The 17091-nt window shown below is 67.1% G+C and carries 19 protein-coding genes and 1 tRNA gene; 12 read left to right on the top strand and 8 right to left on the bottom strand.

Going from position 1 to position 17091, the window contains the following annotated elements; all coding sequences use genetic code 11:
• Positions 1-18: 18 nt before the first annotated feature.
• A complete protein-coding gene (locus AADZ55_RS22555; RefSeq protein WP_085324589.1) occupies positions 19-627 on the top strand; it encodes a histidine phosphatase family protein in 609 nt (202 codons plus the stop codon).
• Between the two features lie 9 nt (positions 628-636).
• Positions 637-1692, top strand: a complete 1056-nt coding sequence (locus AADZ55_RS22550; RefSeq protein ID WP_085324588.1) for a phosphotransferase family protein — start codon at positions 637-639, stop codon at positions 1690-1692.
• Between the two features lie 36 nt (positions 1693-1728).
• On the opposite strand, the gene AADZ55_RS22545 is transcribed toward AADZ55_RS22550, so the two are convergent.
• Complete coding sequence (locus AADZ55_RS22545) at positions 1729-2088, bottom strand: LapA family protein (protein WP_085324587.1); 360 nt, start codon at positions 2086-2088, stop codon at positions 1729-1731.
• 113 nt (positions 2089-2201) lie between these two features.
• On the opposite strand from AADZ55_RS22545, the gene AADZ55_RS22540 reads away from it, so the two are divergent.
• From AADZ55_RS22540 to AADZ55_RS22520, 5 genes are read left to right on the top strand one after another with little or no spacing between them, the layout of a single operon-like run.
• The gene (locus tag AADZ55_RS22540; RefSeq protein WP_085324586.1) at positions 2202-3140 is read left to right on the top strand and encodes an ABC transporter substrate-binding protein; all 939 of its coding nucleotides are present in this window, start codon (positions 2202-2204) and stop codon (positions 3138-3140) included.
• A gap of 8 nt (positions 3141-3148) precedes the next feature.
• Entirely contained in the window at positions 3149-4276 is a 1128-nt protein-coding gene (locus AADZ55_RS22535; RefSeq protein ID WP_085324585.1) for an ABC transporter ATP-binding protein, read from the top strand.
• Complete coding sequence (locus AADZ55_RS22530; RefSeq protein WP_085324584.1) at positions 4264-4953, top strand: ABC transporter permease; 690 nt, start codon at positions 4264-4266, stop codon at positions 4951-4953. The genes AADZ55_RS22535 and AADZ55_RS22530 overlap by 13 nt, the downstream gene beginning before the upstream one ends.
• The gene (locus tag AADZ55_RS22525) at positions 4950-5696 is read left to right on the top strand and encodes an ABC transporter permease (protein ID WP_085324693.1); all 747 of its coding nucleotides are present in this window, start codon (positions 4950-4952) and stop codon (positions 5694-5696) included. The genes AADZ55_RS22530 and AADZ55_RS22525 overlap by 4 nt, the downstream gene beginning before the upstream one ends.
• A gap of 4 nt (positions 5697-5700) precedes the next feature.
• The gene (locus tag AADZ55_RS22520; protein WP_085324583.1) at positions 5701-6300 is read left to right on the top strand and encodes a putative glycolipid-binding domain-containing protein; all 600 of its coding nucleotides are present in this window, start codon (positions 5701-5703) and stop codon (positions 6298-6300) included.
• On the opposite strand, the gene AADZ55_RS22515 is transcribed toward AADZ55_RS22520, so the two are convergent.
• Positions 6263-7207, bottom strand: a complete 945-nt coding sequence (locus AADZ55_RS22515; protein ID WP_242670059.1) for a prephenate dehydrogenase — start codon at positions 7205-7207, stop codon at positions 6263-6265. The genes AADZ55_RS22520 and AADZ55_RS22515 overlap by 38 nt on opposite strands.
• A 141-nt stretch (positions 7208-7348) precedes the next feature.
• Here AADZ55_RS22515 and AADZ55_RS22510 point away from each other — a divergent pair, with 141 nt between their 5' ends.
• The 3 genes from AADZ55_RS22510 to AADZ55_RS22500 all read left to right on the top strand — a co-directional run bounded on the left by AADZ55_RS22510 (position 7349) and on the right by AADZ55_RS22500 (position 8501).
• Positions 7349-7870, top strand: coding sequence for a tRNA adenosine deaminase-associated protein (locus AADZ55_RS22510; protein ID WP_085324581.1), 522 nt, complete (start codon positions 7349-7351; stop codon positions 7868-7870).
• Positions 7871-7923: 53 nt separating this feature from the next.
• The gene (locus tag AADZ55_RS22505) at positions 7924-8382 is read left to right on the top strand and encodes a nucleoside deaminase (protein ID WP_085324692.1); all 459 of its coding nucleotides are present in this window, start codon (positions 7924-7926) and stop codon (positions 8380-8382) included.
• Between the two features lie 29 nt (positions 8383-8411).
• A tRNA-Ser gene (locus tag AADZ55_RS22500) sits at positions 8412-8501 on the top strand.
• A gap of 133 nt (positions 8502-8634) precedes the next feature.
• Here AADZ55_RS22500 and AADZ55_RS22495 read toward each other — a convergent pair.
• The 3 genes from AADZ55_RS22495 to AADZ55_RS22485 form a co-directional block, all read right to left on the bottom strand.
• A complete protein-coding gene (locus tag AADZ55_RS22495; RefSeq protein WP_085324580.1) occupies positions 8635-8994 on the bottom strand; it encodes a hypothetical protein in 360 nt (119 codons plus the stop codon).
• A gap of 47 nt (positions 8995-9041) precedes the next feature.
• Positions 9042-9443, bottom strand: a complete 402-nt coding sequence (locus AADZ55_RS22490; protein ID WP_085324691.1) for a YbjQ family protein — start codon at positions 9441-9443, stop codon at positions 9042-9044.
• 111 nt (positions 9444-9554) lie between these two features.
• Positions 9555-9938 (bottom strand): hypothetical protein, encoded by a 384-nt coding sequence (locus tag AADZ55_RS22485; protein ID WP_085324690.1) that lies wholly within the window; start codon positions 9936-9938, stop codon positions 9555-9557.
• 304 nt (positions 9939-10242) lie between these two features.
• Between AADZ55_RS22485 and AADZ55_RS22480 the strand changes: the two genes are divergently transcribed.
• The gene (locus AADZ55_RS22480; protein ID WP_085324579.1) at positions 10243-10578 is read left to right on the top strand and encodes a PE family protein; all 336 of its coding nucleotides are present in this window, start codon (positions 10243-10245) and stop codon (positions 10576-10578) included.
• A gap of 74 nt (positions 10579-10652) precedes the next feature.
• Positions 10653-11039, top strand: coding sequence for a DUF2237 family protein (locus AADZ55_RS22475; RefSeq protein WP_085324578.1), 387 nt, complete (start codon positions 10653-10655; stop codon positions 11037-11039).
• A gap of 9 nt (positions 11040-11048) precedes the next feature.
• On the opposite strand, the gene AADZ55_RS22470 is transcribed toward AADZ55_RS22475, so the two are convergent.
• From AADZ55_RS22470 to AADZ55_RS22460, 3 genes are all read right to left on the bottom strand, one after another.
• Positions 11049-12389 carry a M1 family metallopeptidase gene (locus tag AADZ55_RS22470; RefSeq protein ID WP_085324577.1) on the bottom strand — a complete coding sequence of 447 codons (1341 nt, stop codon included), beginning with the start codon at positions 12387-12389 and terminating at the stop codon, positions 11049-11051.
• The gene (locus tag AADZ55_RS22465; protein ID WP_085324576.1) at positions 12386-16312 is read right to left on the bottom strand and encodes a Pls/PosA family non-ribosomal peptide synthetase; all 3927 of its coding nucleotides are present in this window, start codon (positions 16310-16312) and stop codon (positions 12386-12388) included. The genes AADZ55_RS22470 and AADZ55_RS22465 overlap by 4 nt, the downstream gene beginning before the upstream one ends.
• 80 nt (positions 16313-16392) lie before the next feature.
• On the bottom strand, positions 16393-17037 hold the full coding sequence (locus tag AADZ55_RS22460; RefSeq protein ID WP_119184942.1) for a GntR family transcriptional regulator: 645 nt from the start codon (positions 17035-17037) through the stop codon (positions 16393-16395).
• Positions 17038-17091: the final 54 nt, after the last annotated feature.

The following is a 17091-nucleotide window of genomic DNA, read 5'->3' as shown; positions in this document are numbered from 1 at the left end:
GCATGCGAGGCTTGGCCCATGCAACTGCTTCTGGTCCGCCATGCGTTGCCGCTGCGCAGCGAACACGGGGAGGGGGCCGACCCGGTCCTGTCGGATGCCGGGTTGGCGCAGGTTGCGCGCCTGCCGGCGGCACTTTCCAGGTTTCCCATCGCCCGGGTGGTCAGCAGCCCGCAGCGCCGCGCCGTCCAGACCGCCGAACCGGTCGCGGCGGCTCGTGAGCTGGCCGTCGAAATCGACGACCGGTTCGCCGAATACGACCGCGACCTTCCGGTGTATGTCCCCGTCGAGCAGATCCGCGACGAAAACCCGCAGGAGTGGGCGCGCATGGCCCAGGGGCAGCTGCCCAGTACGGTCGACGAGGAAGCCTTTCGCGCGCGTGTTCGTGCGGCGGTCGGCGACGTCGTCGCCACCGCTGCCCCCGAGGACACGGTTGCGGCGTTTAGCCACGGTGGCGTGATCAATGTGGTGCTGCACGAGATTCTGGGGACCGTCCGGTTGCTGTCGTTTCCCGTCGACTACGCCTCGGTGACCCGGCTGTTGTTCTCCCGGACCGGTCAGGCAACCGTGGCGGCGGTCAATTCGACGGAACATGTGTGGGATCTGTTGCCCCGCAATCAGCGGTGGTAGACAAGTTCGGTGACTTCGGTTGACCGACTCGACGGGCTCGACCTAGCCGCGCTGGACCGATATTTGCGTTTGCTCGGGATTGGGCGCGATGGCGCGTTGCGCGCCGAGCTGATCTCCGGTGGGCGCTCCAATCTGACCTTCCGGGTCTACGACGACGCGTCGAGCTGGTTGGTACGGCGTCCGCCCCTACACGGGCTGACACCGTCGGCGCACGATATGGCCCGCGAGTACAAGGTGGTTGCCGCGTTGCAGGACACAGCGGTCCCCGTGGCGCGCACGATCTCGCTGTGCGAGGACGACGCGGTGCTCGGTGCGCCATTCCAGATCGTCGAATTCGTTGCCGGTCAGGTGGTGCGCCGGCGTGCCGAACTCGAAGCGCTCGGCAGCCGTTCGGTCATCGAGGGTTGTGTCGACGCGTTGATCCGGGTACTCGTCGACTTGCACAGCGTGGACCCGGAGGCCGTCGGACTGGGCGACTTCGGCAAACCCGACGGCTATCTGGAACGGCAGGTGCGTCGATGGGGCTCACAATGGGAGCTGGTGCGGCTGCCCGACGATCACCGCGACGCCGACGTTACGCGACTGCATTCGGCGCTGCAGCAAGCCATTCCGCGGCAGAGCCGCACGTCGATCGTGCATGGCGACTACCGGATCGATAACACCATCCTGGACGCCGCGGACCCAAGCCGTATTCGCGCGGTGGTGGACTGGGAACTCTCCACTCTGGGGGACCCGCTCAGTGACGCGGCCCTGATGTGCGTCTACCGCGATCCGGCGTTGGACCTGATCGTCAACGCACAGGCGGCCTGGACGTCTCCGCTGCTGCCGACACCCGACGATCTGGCCGATCGGTACTCGCTGGTCTCCGGATTGCTGCTGAACAACTGGGAGTTCTACCTGGCGCTGGCGTACTTCAAGCTCGCCATCATCGCCGCCGGTATCGATTTCCGTCGCCGCATGTCCGAGCGCGCCGACCGGACGGATAGCCCGGCCGAGCCGGCGTCTGACGTTGTTGCGCCGCTGGTCGCTCGCGGCCTAGCAGAGATCGCCAGACCGAGCGCATAGTTTTGCTCCGAGGATGGCGTGTCCGGGGATGCCCAGTTAGCGAGCCGGCGGCGGTTGGACGCTCTTAGCCACCTTGCGCAGTTGAAGGATCCGCGCCGTGCCGGCGAACACGGCAATCAGCCCGCCGCCCACAGCCGCCAACAACATGGCCACCCCAAGCGGCAGGCTCCAGCGCCAACCGAAGAACGCGAACGATGCCGACTCGGTGTTCTGGGCGATGAAAATCAACAAGAAGATAAGGATCAGGAAGCCAACGATCAGCGCCGACCACACCGCGGCGGCGCGGGTGAACTTGACCGGTGAGTCCGGGCGTGGCGGACTGGCCTTGGGTGCTGACGCTGGCGGCACCTTCGTTCGCGATGGCGGATCGGCTGAGCCAGAGGGGTTGCTGCTCATACTGTTATGTTTACCCTTTCCGGCTTCAAAAGTAACCAAGCCCTGCGGGAAACTTTGCTGCGCATACCGTGCCGCCGCGGCACGTTTCCGCCCTTGACGATAGTGTCAACCTCATGAGGAGGCTGCGTCGCGCAAACGTCGCCGTGGCGATGTGGCTGGGCGCCGTGTGCTTGGTTGCGTCCTGCGCCAACGCCGATCCGCTCGGGGGAACGACCGGCAGCGTGAAGTCCATCGTGGTCGGATCCGGTGACTTCCCGGAATCGCAGATCGTCGCCGAAATCTACGCACAAGCATTGCAGGCCAACGGCTTCGACGTCGGACGGCGGTTGGGAATTGGCAGTCGAGAGACGTATATCCCGGCGCTCAAAGACCATTCCATCGACCTGGTGCCGGAGTACATCGGCAACCTGCTGTTGTACTTTCAACCCAACGCCACAGTCACCGTCCTCGATGCCGTCGAGTTGGAGCTCTACAAGCGACTTCCCGGGGACCTGTCGATTCTGACGCCCTCACCGGCCTCCGACACCGACACCGTGACCGTCACCGCCGCGACCGCCTCCGCTTGGCACCTGAAAACAATCGCGGACTTGGCAGTGCATTCCGCTGATGTGCGGTTTGCGGCGCCATCGGCGTTCCAGACCCGTCCGGCCGGGTTGCCAGGGCTGCGACACAAGTACGCACTGGACATTCGCCCGGGTAATTTTGTGACCATTAACGACGGTGGCGGTGCGGTGACGGTACGAGCGCTGGTCGACGGAACCGTCACCGCCGCCAACATCTTCAGCACCTCTCCGGCTATCCCGCAGAACCGCTTGGCGGTGCTGGAGGATCCTGAGCATAATTTCCTGGCGGGAAACATTGTGCCGCTGGTGAATTCACGGAAGAAGTCGGATCTGCTCAAAAGCGTGCTGGACGCGGTGTCGGCGCAGCTGACCACCGCTGGCTTGGCTGAACTCAATGCCGCGGTCTCGGGCAACGCTGGCGTAGACCCCGACGAAGCCGCACGGAAATGGGTGCGGGACAACGGTTTCGATCGCCCAATTCGACAGTAGGAACCAAGTTGATTCGCTTCGACGATGTCAGCAAGGTGTATGCCCACGGCGCTACCGCCGTGGACCAGCTACGCCTGGAGGTCCCCAACGGCATGCTGACCGTCTTCGTCGGCCCCTCCGGCTGCGGCAAGACCACCGCGCTGCGGATGATCAACCGGATGGTCGATCCGACCTCCGGCACCATCACCGTCGACGGCACCGACGTGTCGACGGTCAATCCGGTGAAGCTGCGCCTGGGAATTGGCTATGTCATCCAGAATGCGGGATTGATGCCCCACCAGCGGGTTATCGACAACGTCGCAACGGTGCCGGTGCTGAAGGGCCAGTCGCGCCGGGCCGCTCGCAAAGCCGCCGTCGAGATCCTCGAGCGGGTCGGGCTGGACCCCAAGGTCGCCACCCGCTACCCCGCCCAGCTCTCCGGCGGCGAACAGCAACGCGTCGGCGTGGCGCGCGCACTGGCGGCGGACCCACCGATCTTGTTGATGGACGAGCCGTTCTCGGCGGTCGACCCGGTGGTTCGTCACGAGTTGCAGAACGAAATACTGCGTCTACAAAGCGAATTGCACAAGACCATCGTCTTCGTAACGCATGACATCGACGAGGCGTTCAAGCTCGCCGACCTGGTGGCGGTATTCGCCCCGGGCGGCGCGCTGCAGCAGTACGAGAGGACCGCGCGGCTGTTGTCCAGTCCGGCAAATGATTTCGTGTCGAAGTTCATTGGTCTCGGCCGCGGCTATCGGTGGCTGCAGTTCTTCGACGCGGCCGGGCTGCCGGTGCACGACATCGAGCACGTCTCGGTGACTGGCCTTTCCGCTGCCCCGGCCACGGAACTTCGCGACGGCTGGGCGCTGGTGGTCGATGGCGAGGGTGCGCCGTTGGGCTGGATCGACGACGACGGGCTGCGACGTCACCGCGGCGGCACGGCTTTGTCGGAGAGCATGACCGTCGGCGGATCGGTGTTCCGACCGAACGGGAACCTCAGCCAGGCGCTGGATGCGGCATTGTCCTCGCCGTCGGGGGTGGGTGTCGCCGTTGACGGCGGCGGCAAGGTCATCGGCGGGGTACTGGCCGCCGACGTGCTGGCTGCATTCCAACAGGGCAAGCCCGGGGGAGGGGCCAAGCCGTGCACTACCTGATGACACACCTCGGCACGGGCTGGGCGCTGACCGTCGTCCATCTCCGGCTGTCGTTGCTACCGGTGTTGATCGGGTTGGCGATCGCGGTGCCCCTGGGTCTGCTGGTGCAGCGCGCGCCGATGCTCCGCCGGTTGTCGACGGCAACCGCCAGCGTGTTGTTCACCATCCCGTCGCTGGCGCTGTTCGTGGTGTTGCCGCTGATCATCGGAACCCGGATCCTCGACGAGGCCAACGTGATCGTGGCGCTGACGGTCTACACCACGGCCCTGTTGGTGCGTGCCGTGCTCGAAGCGCTGGACGCGGTTCCGGCCCAGGTTCGTGACGCGGCCACCGCGGTCGGCTACTCGCCGATAGCTCGGATGTTCAAAGTCGAACTACCGCTGTCCATCCCGGTGCTGGTCGCCGGGTTGCGGGTGGTCGTGGTTACCAATATCGCCATGGTGTCGGTGGGTTCGGTGATCGGAATCGGCGGCCTGGGAACCTGGTTCACCGCGGGGTACCAGACCAACAAGAGCGACCAGATCGTCGCCGGCATCATCGCGATATTTCTGCTGGCGATCGTTCTCGACATGACGATCAACCTGGCCGGCCGGCTGGCTACGCCATGGGAACGCGCGCCGCGCACCGCGCGTCGGCGGCGCTGGGTCGCGGCGCCCATCGCGGGGGGCGCCCGATGAATTTCCTGCAGCAGGCGCTGTCCTACCTGCTAACCGCCAGCAACTGGACCGGTCCGGTCGGCTTGGGGGCCCGCACCTTCGAGCACTTGGAATACACCGTGGTGGCGCTGGCGGCTTCGGCGCTGATCGCCGTGCCGATCGGTCTGCTCATCGGGCACACCGGTCGCGGCACCCTGGTGGTGGTGGGCGCGGTCAACGGTTTGCGTGCGCTGCCGACGCTGGGGGTGCTGCTGCTGGGGGTGCTGCTGTTCGGGCTGGGCTTGGGACCGCCGCTGGTGGCGCTGATGCTGTTGGGTATCCCGTCACTGTTGGCCGGCACCTACGCGGGCATCGGCAGCGTTGACCCGCTGGTGGTCGACGCTGCCCGGGCGATGGGAATGACCGAGTCGCAGGTGTTGCTGCGCGTCGAGGTGCCCAATGCGCTGCCGCTGATGCTCGGCGGCCTGCGCAGCGCGACGCTGCAGGTGGTCGCCACCGCGACGGTGGCCGCCTACGCCAGTCTCGGCGGGTTGGGCGTCTACTTGATCGACGGGATCAAGGAGCGTCGATTCCACATTGCCCTGGTCGGTGCCCTGATGGTGGCCGCGTTGGCGCTGCTGTTGGATGGCCTGTTGGCGCTGGCGGTGTGGGCGTTGGTGCCGGGCACCGGTCGGCTGCGCAAGCTCACCGGTCGGCCGGCTCGCCGGCCCGAGGTCGCAGTTACCGACAAACCTGCCACGGTCGGTGGACACGTCCTACGGTAGAAGTGTGAACGCAGTCCCGTCTGATCCGAACCCCAGTGTCTGGCCGGCGATGTTGACCTGGCGCGCGCAGGACATCTCGCGCATGGAATCGGTACGAATCCAGTTGTCCGGCAAGCGGATCAGGGCCAACGGCCGGATTGTGGCCGCTGCGACCGCGAACAATCCGGCGTTCGGCGCGCACTATGACCTGCAGACCGACGAGGCCGGTGCCACCAAACGGTTCGGGCTGACCGTCACGCTGGCCGAACGGGAACGCCAGCTCGCGATTGCCCGCGACGAGGAGAACATGTGGTTGGTCAGCGATCACCAGGGGCAGCGGCGCGAGGCGTATAACGGCGCTTTGGACATCGACTTGGTGTTCAGTCCGTTCTTCAACGCTCTGCCGATCCGGCGCATCGGGATACACGAGCGGGCGGAATCGATCGTGCTGCCGGTGGTCTATGTCAACGTGCCGGATATGGTCGTTACCGCGGCGACCGTGAGCTATGCCAGCGAAGGACGTCCAGACGGGATCAAGCTGCGTTCACCGGTCGCCGACACCACGGTGACTGTCGACTCCGACGGGTTCATTGTGGACTATCCAGGGTTGGCAGAGCGGATGTGATTACCCCGCCCGCGCGCCCCGCGGCGGCCAGTTGCTCGCGCCATTTCTCCGCGCCGATCACAACGGTGACGATGTCGGACCGCGGGAAGCTGTCGTAACGCGTGCGCGCGGCGTGGCCCGCGTCGGCGAGGTCGGCTATCGAACCGTGGCAGTGCAGCGAATCACGGGCACGGCTCAGCAGGTCGATGATCCGGTCCGCGGCCGGCACCAGTTGGCCGGTGTTGGCTTCACACATCGCCCGCACCAGATCCGGAGCGGTGCCTGCCACTCGGGTGGCGTCGCGGAACGACCCCGCGGCCAACGCGAAAGCAAGCGGCACTTCGGCGGCGGTGACGGCCAACGCCTCGGCCATCAGGTGCGGCAGGTGCGAGATCGCGGCCGCGGCGGCATCGTGCTCGTCGGATCGAGCCGGCACCACCATCGCCCCGCAATCCAGCGCCAGCGTCATCACCATCGACCACACCGCGGGTTCGACATGGTCATCCACGCTGACCACCCAGGGAGCCCTGTTGAACAACCCGCCGTGACCGGCCGCCCAGCCCGAGTGCGCGGTGCCCGTCATCGGGTGACCACCGACGTAGCGCGCCTGCAGACCGGCCGCCGTGACCTCGTCCAACACCGCGCACTTGACGCTGGTGACGTCGGTCAACGGACAGTTGGGTGCCGATTCGTGAATATGGGTGAGCATCCCCGGCAAGGCCGGCATCGGAACGGCAAGCACGATCAACGCCTCGCTAGCGGCGGCTCGGATCAGCGTTTGGTTGAGATCGGTCATGGCGTCATATCCATCGGACTGGGCGCCATGGGCGCCCTCCACCGACCGGTTGTAGCCGAAGACTTCACGGCCCGCTGCGGCGGCGGCTCGCATGATGGAACCGCCGATGAGTCCCAGCCCGAGCACGCACACCGGTGGGGTCGCGACAGTCCGAGTCACAGTCCAAGGTTGGCACAGTGAGCGGGTGACGGCGCTGTCAGGGGCGGCCGCGGATCTCCGCTGTCCGGGCGTCATCTGGTCAGGAGGCCTGGTCAGCGACTACCGTATCCGCCCATGGGAGCACAACGGGCCTCCACGCAAGGCCCGGCCGTCGATACGCCGGATGGCTTTGGTGTTGCGGTCGTGCGCGAAGAGGGCCGATGGCGCTGTTCTCCGATGGGTCCGAAGGCGCTGACCAGTCTGGGGGCCGCCGAGACGGAGCTGCGTGAACTGCGCAGCGCGGGAGCCGTCTTTGGGCTCCTTGACGTCGATGACGAATTTTTCGTCATCGTGCGCCCCGCGCCCTCGGGAACTCGGCTGCTGCTGTCGGACGCCACCGCCGCGCTGGACTACGACATCGCCGCCGAAGTCCTGGACAATCTGGACGCCGAGATCGATCCCGAGGACCTCGAGGATGCCGATCCGTTCGAGGAAGGCGACCTGGGTCTACTGTCCGACATCGGGTTGTCGGAGGCGGTGCTGGGCATCATCCTCGACGAGACCGACCTCTACGCCGACGAACAGTTGGGCCGCATCGCCCGTGAAATGGGCTTCGCCGAACAGTTGTCGGCGGTGATCGACCGCCTCGGGCGGTGACCGCAAGCGCGGCGACGCCGGGCGCGGCGGGTCGCCGCCGTCAGGCTCAAGCGGTGACCACTGATGAAGATCTGATCCGTGCGGCATTGGCGGTCGCCGCGACGGCGGGCCCCCGCGACGTGCCGATCGGTGCGGTGGTCATCGGTGCCGACGGAACCGAACTCGCGCGGGCGGTGAATGCCCGCGAGGCGCTTGGCGATCCCACCGCGCACGCCGAAATCCTGGCGTTGCGGGCGGCGGCCGAGGTCCTCGGCGACGGGTGGCGGCTGGCGGGGACCACCGTGGCGGTGACCGTCGAGCCGTGCACCATGTGCGCGGGTGCGTTGGTGCTGGCGCGCGTCGAGCGGCTGGTGTTCGGCGCCTGGGAGCCCAAGACCGGGGCGGTCGGTTCGTTGTGGGACGTGGTGCGTGATCGGCGGCTCAATCACCGCCCGGAGGTACGCGGCGGGGTGCTGATGGCGGAGTGTGCCGCGCCGCTGGAGGCCTTCTTCGCCCGCCAGCGATTGGGGTGAGCGTGCATCGGTTCGGTAAGCTGCACGGCGGTGGCGTGTCCGAGCGGCCTAAGGAGCACGCCTCGAAAGCGTGTGACGGCTAACACCGTCCGAGGGTTCAAATCCCTCCGCCACCGCCAAAAGCTATGCCGGTAGCGGCTACAGCGGCGCCCATGCCGGGCCTGCCCAGACGCTCCGTCTGGTGATGACCGGGATCCCGCACCGGGTTGACCGACAGCGCCTGGTTTCGGCCAGCGCTCAGGCCACCGCCGCTCATCCCGTCACGATCAGCGGTAGCGAGATCGTTCCCGCGCCGCCGGTTACCACCAGCACCCAACGGCCATCGTCAGGCAGGTTGACCTCGATGCCGAAGATGGCGAATCCGACCTCCGCGGCGACGGCGGCCTCGGGCAGCTCGAACTCGATGTGGTGCGGTTCGTCGCCCGTCGGAGGCCAAATTTCTACGTCCACCCGCCGGTCCGGATCATCGCTCTCGGCCTGGGTCAGCACCACCAGCAGAAACTGGGCCGAGCGGTCCGGATCGACCGCATACCGGTACAGCACGCCTCCGGACACATTGAGCTTGTTGTCCACCACCGAAGCCACTTCGGCGAGAAAGGCCCCGACAATCACGCTGCCGAACCTACCGCTGTGTTGGGTGTCAGCACGGTCAGCCGAACTCAGCCGGCGCCGTAGGGCTGCTGCTGCGGCTGCGAGGCACCGCCGTAACCCAGTTGTGCGGCGGTATAGCGGGCGCCGTCGGTGACCGGCACTGCCTGCACCGCGGTGCCGTAGGCGCAGATCTCGGTCCACACGTCGCCGAGTTCGGTCGTGTCGAAGCGCATCCCGATGATCGCGTTGCCGCCTTTGTTGCGCGCCTCGTTGATCAGCCGCGACATCGCCTCGTTGCGGCTCTCGGCCAGGTTCCTGGTCATGCCCCCCAGCTCGCCGCCGAACATCGATTTGAATCCGGCGCCTAACTGGGAGAAGGCATTTCGTGAGCGGACCGTGAGCCCGAAAACCTCGCCGCACACGCGTTGGATCTCCCAACCGGGAATGTCATTGGTCGTGACGACGAGCATTGGACCACCTTTCTGCAAAGCCGGGGTCTGCGCCATGACCGCAACCGCGTCAACACCCAAGTCGATGCGGTCGCCACGCGTCGAAGATGACCTTCGCCGAAGACGGTCCCGTCAGAAACCTATCGTCGAGGGCATGTCGCTCACCAGCACCGGCAGCGAGATCGCTCCGGTGCCGCCGGTCACCACCAGCACCCACCGGCCGTTGACCGGCAGGCGCAGCTGGATCTCGAAGAACGCGAATCCGGGAAACTCGGCGACCGCCGCTTCGGGCACCTCGAAATTCAGGCGTATCGGTTCGTCATCCGTCGGCGGCCTCATCTCGACCGTAATGTCCCGGTCGGAACTGCCGGGTTCCGCCTGTGTCAACACCACCAATACAAAACGGGCCAGCCGGTCCGGCCCGACCGCGAATCTGGACAGCACACCGCCCTGCACATTGAGCTTGTTGTCCACGGCGGCGGCCGCATCGGCCAAAAACGCACCCGTAAGTATCACGCCGCTGAACCTACCGCGCCGCAGGCCGGCAACGTGTCGAGGGGTCGCGTGGCGTCGGCGACCGTCGACTCGGCGCGCCACCGCACCCGGCGGCGGCGCCGAATTCGTCCAGTGCGGCAGCATATTTCGTCTTCTCTTTCGCCGCTGCGGACTATATCCTATAAATACTATCGTTACCGACTACTGACATCGCTGAGACCTCGCTTAGACCTCGCTTAGATCTCGTTGCCGCCCGTGACTGGTGCTCGCCGGCACGGCCGCCTGCCGTCGCTGGGGACGCGCCTACGCAATCTAGGAGAGACACATGCAGTCCATGTCATTCGATCCGGCCGCCGCCGACATCGGTTCGCAGGTGGTCGACAGTGCCTTCCAGGGGATACAGGCCGCTGCGACGGCCTCGACCTCGCTGACCGCGTTGTCGCCCGCCGGGGCCGAGGAGGTGTCGGCGTATGCGGCTGCGGCGTTCGGGACCGCGGCCACCCAGATGTTGGCCATGAATCAAGCCGCGCAAGAGGAGCTGAGGAGAGCGGGCGAGGTGTTTACCGCGATAGCTCGCATGTATTCGGACGCCGATACCGGCGTGGCCCGCGCCTTGCTCGGAGTCGTCTCGCAATCCGGCCCCGTCCTCGCCCAGCAGTAGTGCCGCAGGACCGACGGGCACCGAATTCGTTGAAGGTCCGTCGATATGGTTGGCGAAGCTTGGATACTGAGCCCATGCCTGATCGCAACGTGCTGGGTGGCCTCTTGGAACCGTGCGGCACCGATCCGCTTACCGGCTTCTATCGTGACGGCTGCTGCTCGACCGGACCCGAAGACCTCGGCCGGCACACCATCTGTGCGGTCATGACCACCGAATTCCTGGAACACCAGCGCTCCATCGGCAACGACCTGTCGACACCGGTGCCCGAATACCGATTTCCCGGCCTGCTACCCGGCGACCGCTGGTGCGTCACCGCGGTGAACTGGCTGCGTGCCCACCACGATGGCCGCGCCGCTCCGGTGGTGCTGGCGTGCACGCACGAGCGCACCCTCGAGGTGGTGCCGCTCAAGGCGCTGCGGGAGCACGCCGTCGACGTGCCCGACGATCTAGGCGGCATGTAGGACCTGCCGTCACGGCACTTTCGCCGCGTACAGCCACCCATCCCACAGTGGCCGCAGCGACTCGTCGGAGTAGGCGGCGGCCAAGCCGGTGAAATCGTCGGTGGCGACGGTGGCGTGCCGGTATCGGGTCGTCCAATCCTTGAGCAGCGCAAAGAATCTCTCGTCACCTATCCGCGCGCGCAGCGCGTGTAGGGTCAGCGCGCCGCGCTTGTACACGCGGTCGTCGAACATCTCCCCCGGTCCCGGGTCGGCCAGTAGCAGATCTTGCGGCTCCTCGCACAGCCGTTCGTGGTGGTAGCGGGCGAGCTCATCGGCGCTGAGGCCCCCGCTGTGTTCGGACCACAACCACTCCGCGTAACACGCGAATCCCTCGTGCAGCCAGATGTCGCGCCACCGCCGGGCCGTCACCGAATTGCCGAACCACTGGTGCGCCAGTTCGTGAGCGATGAGCCGTTCGGATCCCCGCGTGCCGTCGCAATGGTTGGCTCCGAAGATCGAAATCCCCTGAGCTTCAAGTGGGATCTCTAGTGGATCGTCGGTGACCACGACGGTGTAGCCGCTTGCCAGCGGATACGGTCCGAACAGATCGATGAACAGCTCCATCATCTCGGGTTGGCGGGCGAAGTCGTGGTCGAACTCGCGCCGCAGCCGTTGGGGCAGGGCGGCCCGCATCGGGACCGGCGCCTTGGCCAACTCCGCCATCTCGTAGCGGCCGATCTGCAAGGTGACGAGGTAGCTCGACGTCGGCTCGGGTTGCTCGTAGGTCCATACGGTCTGCGCGGCTCGCACCCGCCGGGACACCAGCTTGCCGTTGGCGACCACCCGGTACGGGCTCTCGGTGCTGATCTGGATGCGATAGGCGGCTTTGGCGCTGGGGTGGTCGTTGCACGGGAACCATGACGCGGCGCCGTTGGGTTGTCCGGCGACCAGTACGCCCTCGGTCAGTTCCTCGAACCCGACGTCGCCCCATACCGTCGGCAACGGCCGCGGTGAACCGCCGTAGCGCACCACGATCGACATGGCCGCACCGGTCGCAAGCTTGGCTGCCAGGCGGACCCGCAACTTGCCGGCGCGACAAGAGAATTGGGCGGCGCGCTTGCCGTTCACGGTAACCTTCGACACCGCCAACGCGTCGGACAGGTCCAGGGTGAACTGCTGCAGTTCGGTGAGAGTGATCGCGGTGATGGTCGCCGACCCCGACAGCCGGTTGATCGCAACCTTGTACTGCAGATCCAACTCGTAGCGCGATACCCGGTAGCCGGAGTTGCCGTTGTGCGGCAGGTACTCGTCGAATACCGCCGGGCCTACGCTGCGGGGGGCCTTCTTGGCCGTCTTGGCAGAAGCTTTCACGCCGCGGTTTCCTGGACGCCACGCTCCGATGGCTTCTTGCCGCCAGCTTTCTTACGGCCGAGGGTCCAGGGCCTGATCGGGTTACCCTGCCAGCGTGTCGAGGCCGGCACCTCGTCGCCGCGCACCACCAGTGACGCGGGTCCGACGGTCGCGCCGGCGCCGAGCCGGGCCGCAGGCAGCGCGACACAATGCGGCCCAAGAGACGCGCCGGGCTCCAGCACGACGCTGTCCATTCGCATGATCCGGTCGTGGAACAGATGGGTCTGCACCACGCAGCCGCGGTTGACCGTGCTGCCCGCGCCGAGGGTGACCAGATCCGCCTCGGGTAGCCAATAGGTCTCACACCAGGTGCCGCGGCCGACCTTGGCGCCCAGTGCGCGTAGCCACAGGTTCAGCACCGGCGTGCCGCTGGCCGCGCGCGCGAACCACGGCGCCGCGACCGTTTCCACGAACGTGTCTGCGAGCTCGTTGCGCCACACGAACGACGACCACAGCGGAAACTCGCTCGCTTTGATCCGGCCCACCAGAAGCCACTTCGCGGCGACCGCGATCCCACCGGCGACCGCACCGGCCGCCAGCAGCACCAGACCCCCGCACAACGCGGCCCACCAGATGCCGAACATTCTTGCCAGGGCCTGCAGTACGCCCAGCACCGCGAGCCCGATCGCGACCGTCGCCATCACCGGCAGCAACCGGAACGTCTCCACCACGGCCCGCATCACCTTCAACCTGGCGGGTGGGTCAAACGTGGTCGCCGTATCGGCCTCGGCGGGGCGCCGGCGCAGCCGCATCGGCGGGCTGCCCAGCCAGGACGAGCCGCGCTTGGCCTTCGGCGGCGCGGCCGATAGCACCGCGACCAGTCCGTCGTCGGGGACGCGGCGGCCCGGCTGGGTGATGCCCGAGTTGCCGAGGAACGCGCGCCGGCCAACCGTCGTCTTCGCCGCGTAGATCCAGCCGCCGCCCAGCTCGTACGACGCGACCATCGTGTCGTCGGCCAGGAACGCGCCGTCCTCGATGACCGCGAACTTCGGTGTCAGCAATACGGTCGAGATCTCGGTGCCGCGGCCGACGCGCGCGCCGAGGATCCGCAGCCAGATCGGTGTCAACAGGCTGGCATACAGCGGGAACAGGTAGTTGCGCGCCGCGTCCATGACCCGCTCGGTTGCCCACAGCTGCCAGCCGGCGCGGCTGCGCACCGGGTGGTAGCCCTCTCGCAGCCCAAGCGACAGTGTCCGTACCGCCAGCACCGTCAGTAGCGTGTACGTCGCGAGGGCGACCAGCGTTGCGGCGGGGGTCCACAGCAGCGCTGGCAGCACCGCGTGCGAGAGCCTGCCGGTGTGGTGGACGGCGAGGGCGATCACCGCAACGCCGGACGCCACCGCGATCAGTGGCAGGGCGCCGAGCAGCAGCGACGTTAACCCGTAGATGGCGACCCACTGGCTGTTGCGCGCCGGACGTTCATCGGGCCACGGGTGATTGACCCGGCCGGACTTCACCGCTGGCGAGCCCTTCCAGTACTGGCCGTTCTTTATCTTCTCGACCACGCCCGAGCCGGGGGCCACGTCGGCGTTCTTGCCAACGATTGCTCCGGGTAGCAGCGTGGTCCGGGCGCCGACGGTCGCATCGTTACCAATCGTGATTTCGCCGAGGTGAAACGCGTCGCCGTCGATCCAGTGCCCACACAGGTCCACTTCTGGTTCGATCGCACTGCGGTGTCCCAGCGTCAGCAAGCCCGTCACCGGCGGCATCGAGTGCAGGTCGACACCCTTGCCGACCTTGGCCCCCAGCGCGCGGGCGTAGTACACCAGCCAGGGCGCCCCGGCCAGGTTGTGGGCGCCGCTGGCTTCGGTGATCCGCTCGACGAACCACACGCGAAGGTGCACAGACCCGCCGCGAGGATAGGTGCCCGGCGACACCTTCCACAGCAAGACGCGGGCAAACAGCACCGAGATACCCATCCGGCCCACCGGCGTTACGAACAGCACGAAGGCCGCCGCGACGAGCCACCAGTTCAGCGCCACCGTCCAGGGCACCACATGCAGAGCGCGGGCCACGTTGTTGCCCAGCGCCAGCCAGGTCACCCACTGCAGCGCGGCGAGCGTCGCCAGCGGCACCGACAGCAGGACCTGCGCCGCCTGCGTCCGCCACGAGGTCGGTGCCACCACCCGCTCGGCAACCGGTGGCGGGGGTTGCTGCTCGTCGAGGAATCCCGCCAGCGAGCCCAGCCTCGGATGGTCATACAGATCGGCCACGGTGATCTGGGGATACTGGTGCCGCAGTGTTGCCACCAGTTGCGCGGCGGCCAGCGAGCCGCCCCCAAGCGCGAAGAAATCCGCTTCCGGACCGTCTGGACCTTCCAGGGGGGCCCCGAGCAGGTCCCGCCACAATTCGGCCAGCCGGCCCGCCGTACCAGCCAGGTCCGGTGCCTTCTCGGTGTCGGCACCGCCGGGTGGCGGCCACGGCAGCGCGTCCCGGTCGACCTTGCCCGACGTGCGGGTGGGTAGCTCCTCGATTCGCACCAGGCGCGGCACCAGCGCGGCGGGTAGGTGCTCGGCGAGCCGGTTGCGCGCCGCGGCGAGGTCGAACGACGCGTCCGCGCTGACGACGTATCCGACCAGCAACGCTGTGCCGGTGGCGGTGTGGCGAACCGCGGCCGCGCCGCCACTGACACCGGGCAAGTGGACCAGCGCGGAGTCAACCTCGCCCAGCTCGATGCGCCGGCCTCCAACCTTGACCTGGTCGTCGCTGCGGCCACAGAAATAAAGCCCGTCGCGTTCCAGCCGGACCAGATCACCGCTGCGATAGGCGCGATTCCAGCCCAGCGTCGGCATCGAGGCGTACTTCTCCGCGTCCTTGTCCGGGTCCAAGTAGCGGGCCAGCCCTACCCCGCCGATCACCAGCTCGCCGACCTCGCCGTAGCCGACCGGCTGGCCGTGCGCGTCGACGACGGCAAGGTCCCAACCCGACAGCGGCAGCCCGATGCTGATCGGCCCGGTGCCGCCGAGCCGGGCGGCGCAAGCGACCACGGTGGCCTCGGTCGGGCCGTAGGTGTTCCATACCTCGCGACCGTCGACGGCGAGCCGCTCGGCCAGGTCCGGGGGACACGCCTCACCACCGAAGATCAAGAGCCGCACCGCTTCCAGTGCCTCGGCGGGCCACAGCGCGGCCAGTGACGGCACCGTTGAGACCACGGTCACGTCCCGGGTGACCAGCCACGGACCCAGGTCCATCCCACTGCGCACCAGCGACCGCGGGGCGGGGACCAGGCAGGCGCCGTGCCGCCATGCCAACCACATTTCCTCGCAGGATGCGTCGAACGCCACCGACAGTCCGGCCAGGACCCGGTCGCCTGGTCCAATTGGATTGTCCCGCAGAAACATCCGCGCCTCTGCGTCGACGAACGCGGCGGCATTGCGGTGGGTGACGGCCACTCCTTTGGGGGTGCCGGTCGATCCGGACGTGAAGATGATCCACGCGTCGTCGCGGGGTAGTGGGGCCCCGGCCTGCCAACCGCGTGAGGAACCGGGGCCGCGTTGCAGGCCGGATTCGGCGATGACCCCAGCGACGTCGGCCGCACCGAACACCAGTGCGGCGCGTTCGTCGGGGTCGTCGGCGTCTACCGGTACGTATGCCGCTCCGGCGGCCAGCGCGGACAGGATGGCCAGGTACAACGAATAGCTGCCCGAGGGCATCCGGATGCCGATCCGGTCCCCCCGGCCTATTCCCCGTGCGGCTAGCCAGGCCACACTGTCCTGAAGGTCGCCGATCAACTCGCTATAAGTGAGCTGCACTTCTCCGTCGTCGATGGCTGCGGCGTCGGGGTAGCGCGCGGCGGTGTCGTAGATGATGTCGATGAGCGTGCGCGGGCTCGCTGCCTGTGTCGACAGCAGATATTGCGCAGGGATCTCGGGCATCGCCACCATAGGACCATACTCACGCTGAGATTGCCGGGATGGCTGTGGTTGGAGCCAAAACCACCGCCATCGCGGCAATCTCGCCGCAGCTAGAGACGTTGCTCCAGCCAGTCGGCGAGCGATCGCCCGGCGTCCAGGACGTGGCGCTCGGCGACCGCGCGGGCGCGCTCGCTGTCCTTGTCACCTAGCGCGTCGAGCAACTCCTGATGCTCGTCGAGCGAGTGCTTCTCATGGTCGGGGAACACCGTAAGGAAGTTGGTCGGTACCACCCGGGCCGCTTGCTTGATCTGGGTCATCAGCCGCGGGGAGTGCGCGGCGCGGTGGATCTGTTGGTGGAAATGCCAGTTGGCCTCGCCGATGCTGTCGTCACCGGATCGGGCGGCGACGTCGGCCGCGAGTTCGCGCAACGTCTCGAGCTCCGTGGGTTCCAGGCGCTCGGCCGCCCACGCCGCGGCTTGCCCGGTCAGCACACCGAGAATGGTGAAACTGTCCAGGACGTCTGCGGGGCTAATGCCGATCACCGTGACTCCGCTGCGCGGGGCGACTTTGACCAGGCCCTCGAAAGACAGTTCCAGCAACGCCTCGCGAATCGGGGTCCTACTGGTTGCGAACTCGTCGGTGATCGCGTCGAGGTCTACCCGCGACCCAGCCGGCAGGACGCCGGTGAGAATGCGGTCTCGGAGTTCACGGGCGGCGCGTTCCCGAACGGTGCCGGAGATGTCGATCCCTGAGATTGGCGTCACGGGCCGCATGGTACCAAACGGTACATCTAACATTTGAAATCTAAA

The sequence above is a fragment of the Mycobacterium decipiens genome (assembly GCF_963853665.1).
Taxonomy (GTDB): Bacteria; Actinomycetota; Actinomycetes; order Mycobacteriales; family Mycobacteriaceae; genus Mycobacterium; species Mycobacterium decipiens.
The sequence above is the reverse complement of the archived record's forward strand: the minus strand, read 5'-3'. Positions and strand labels throughout refer to the sequence as shown.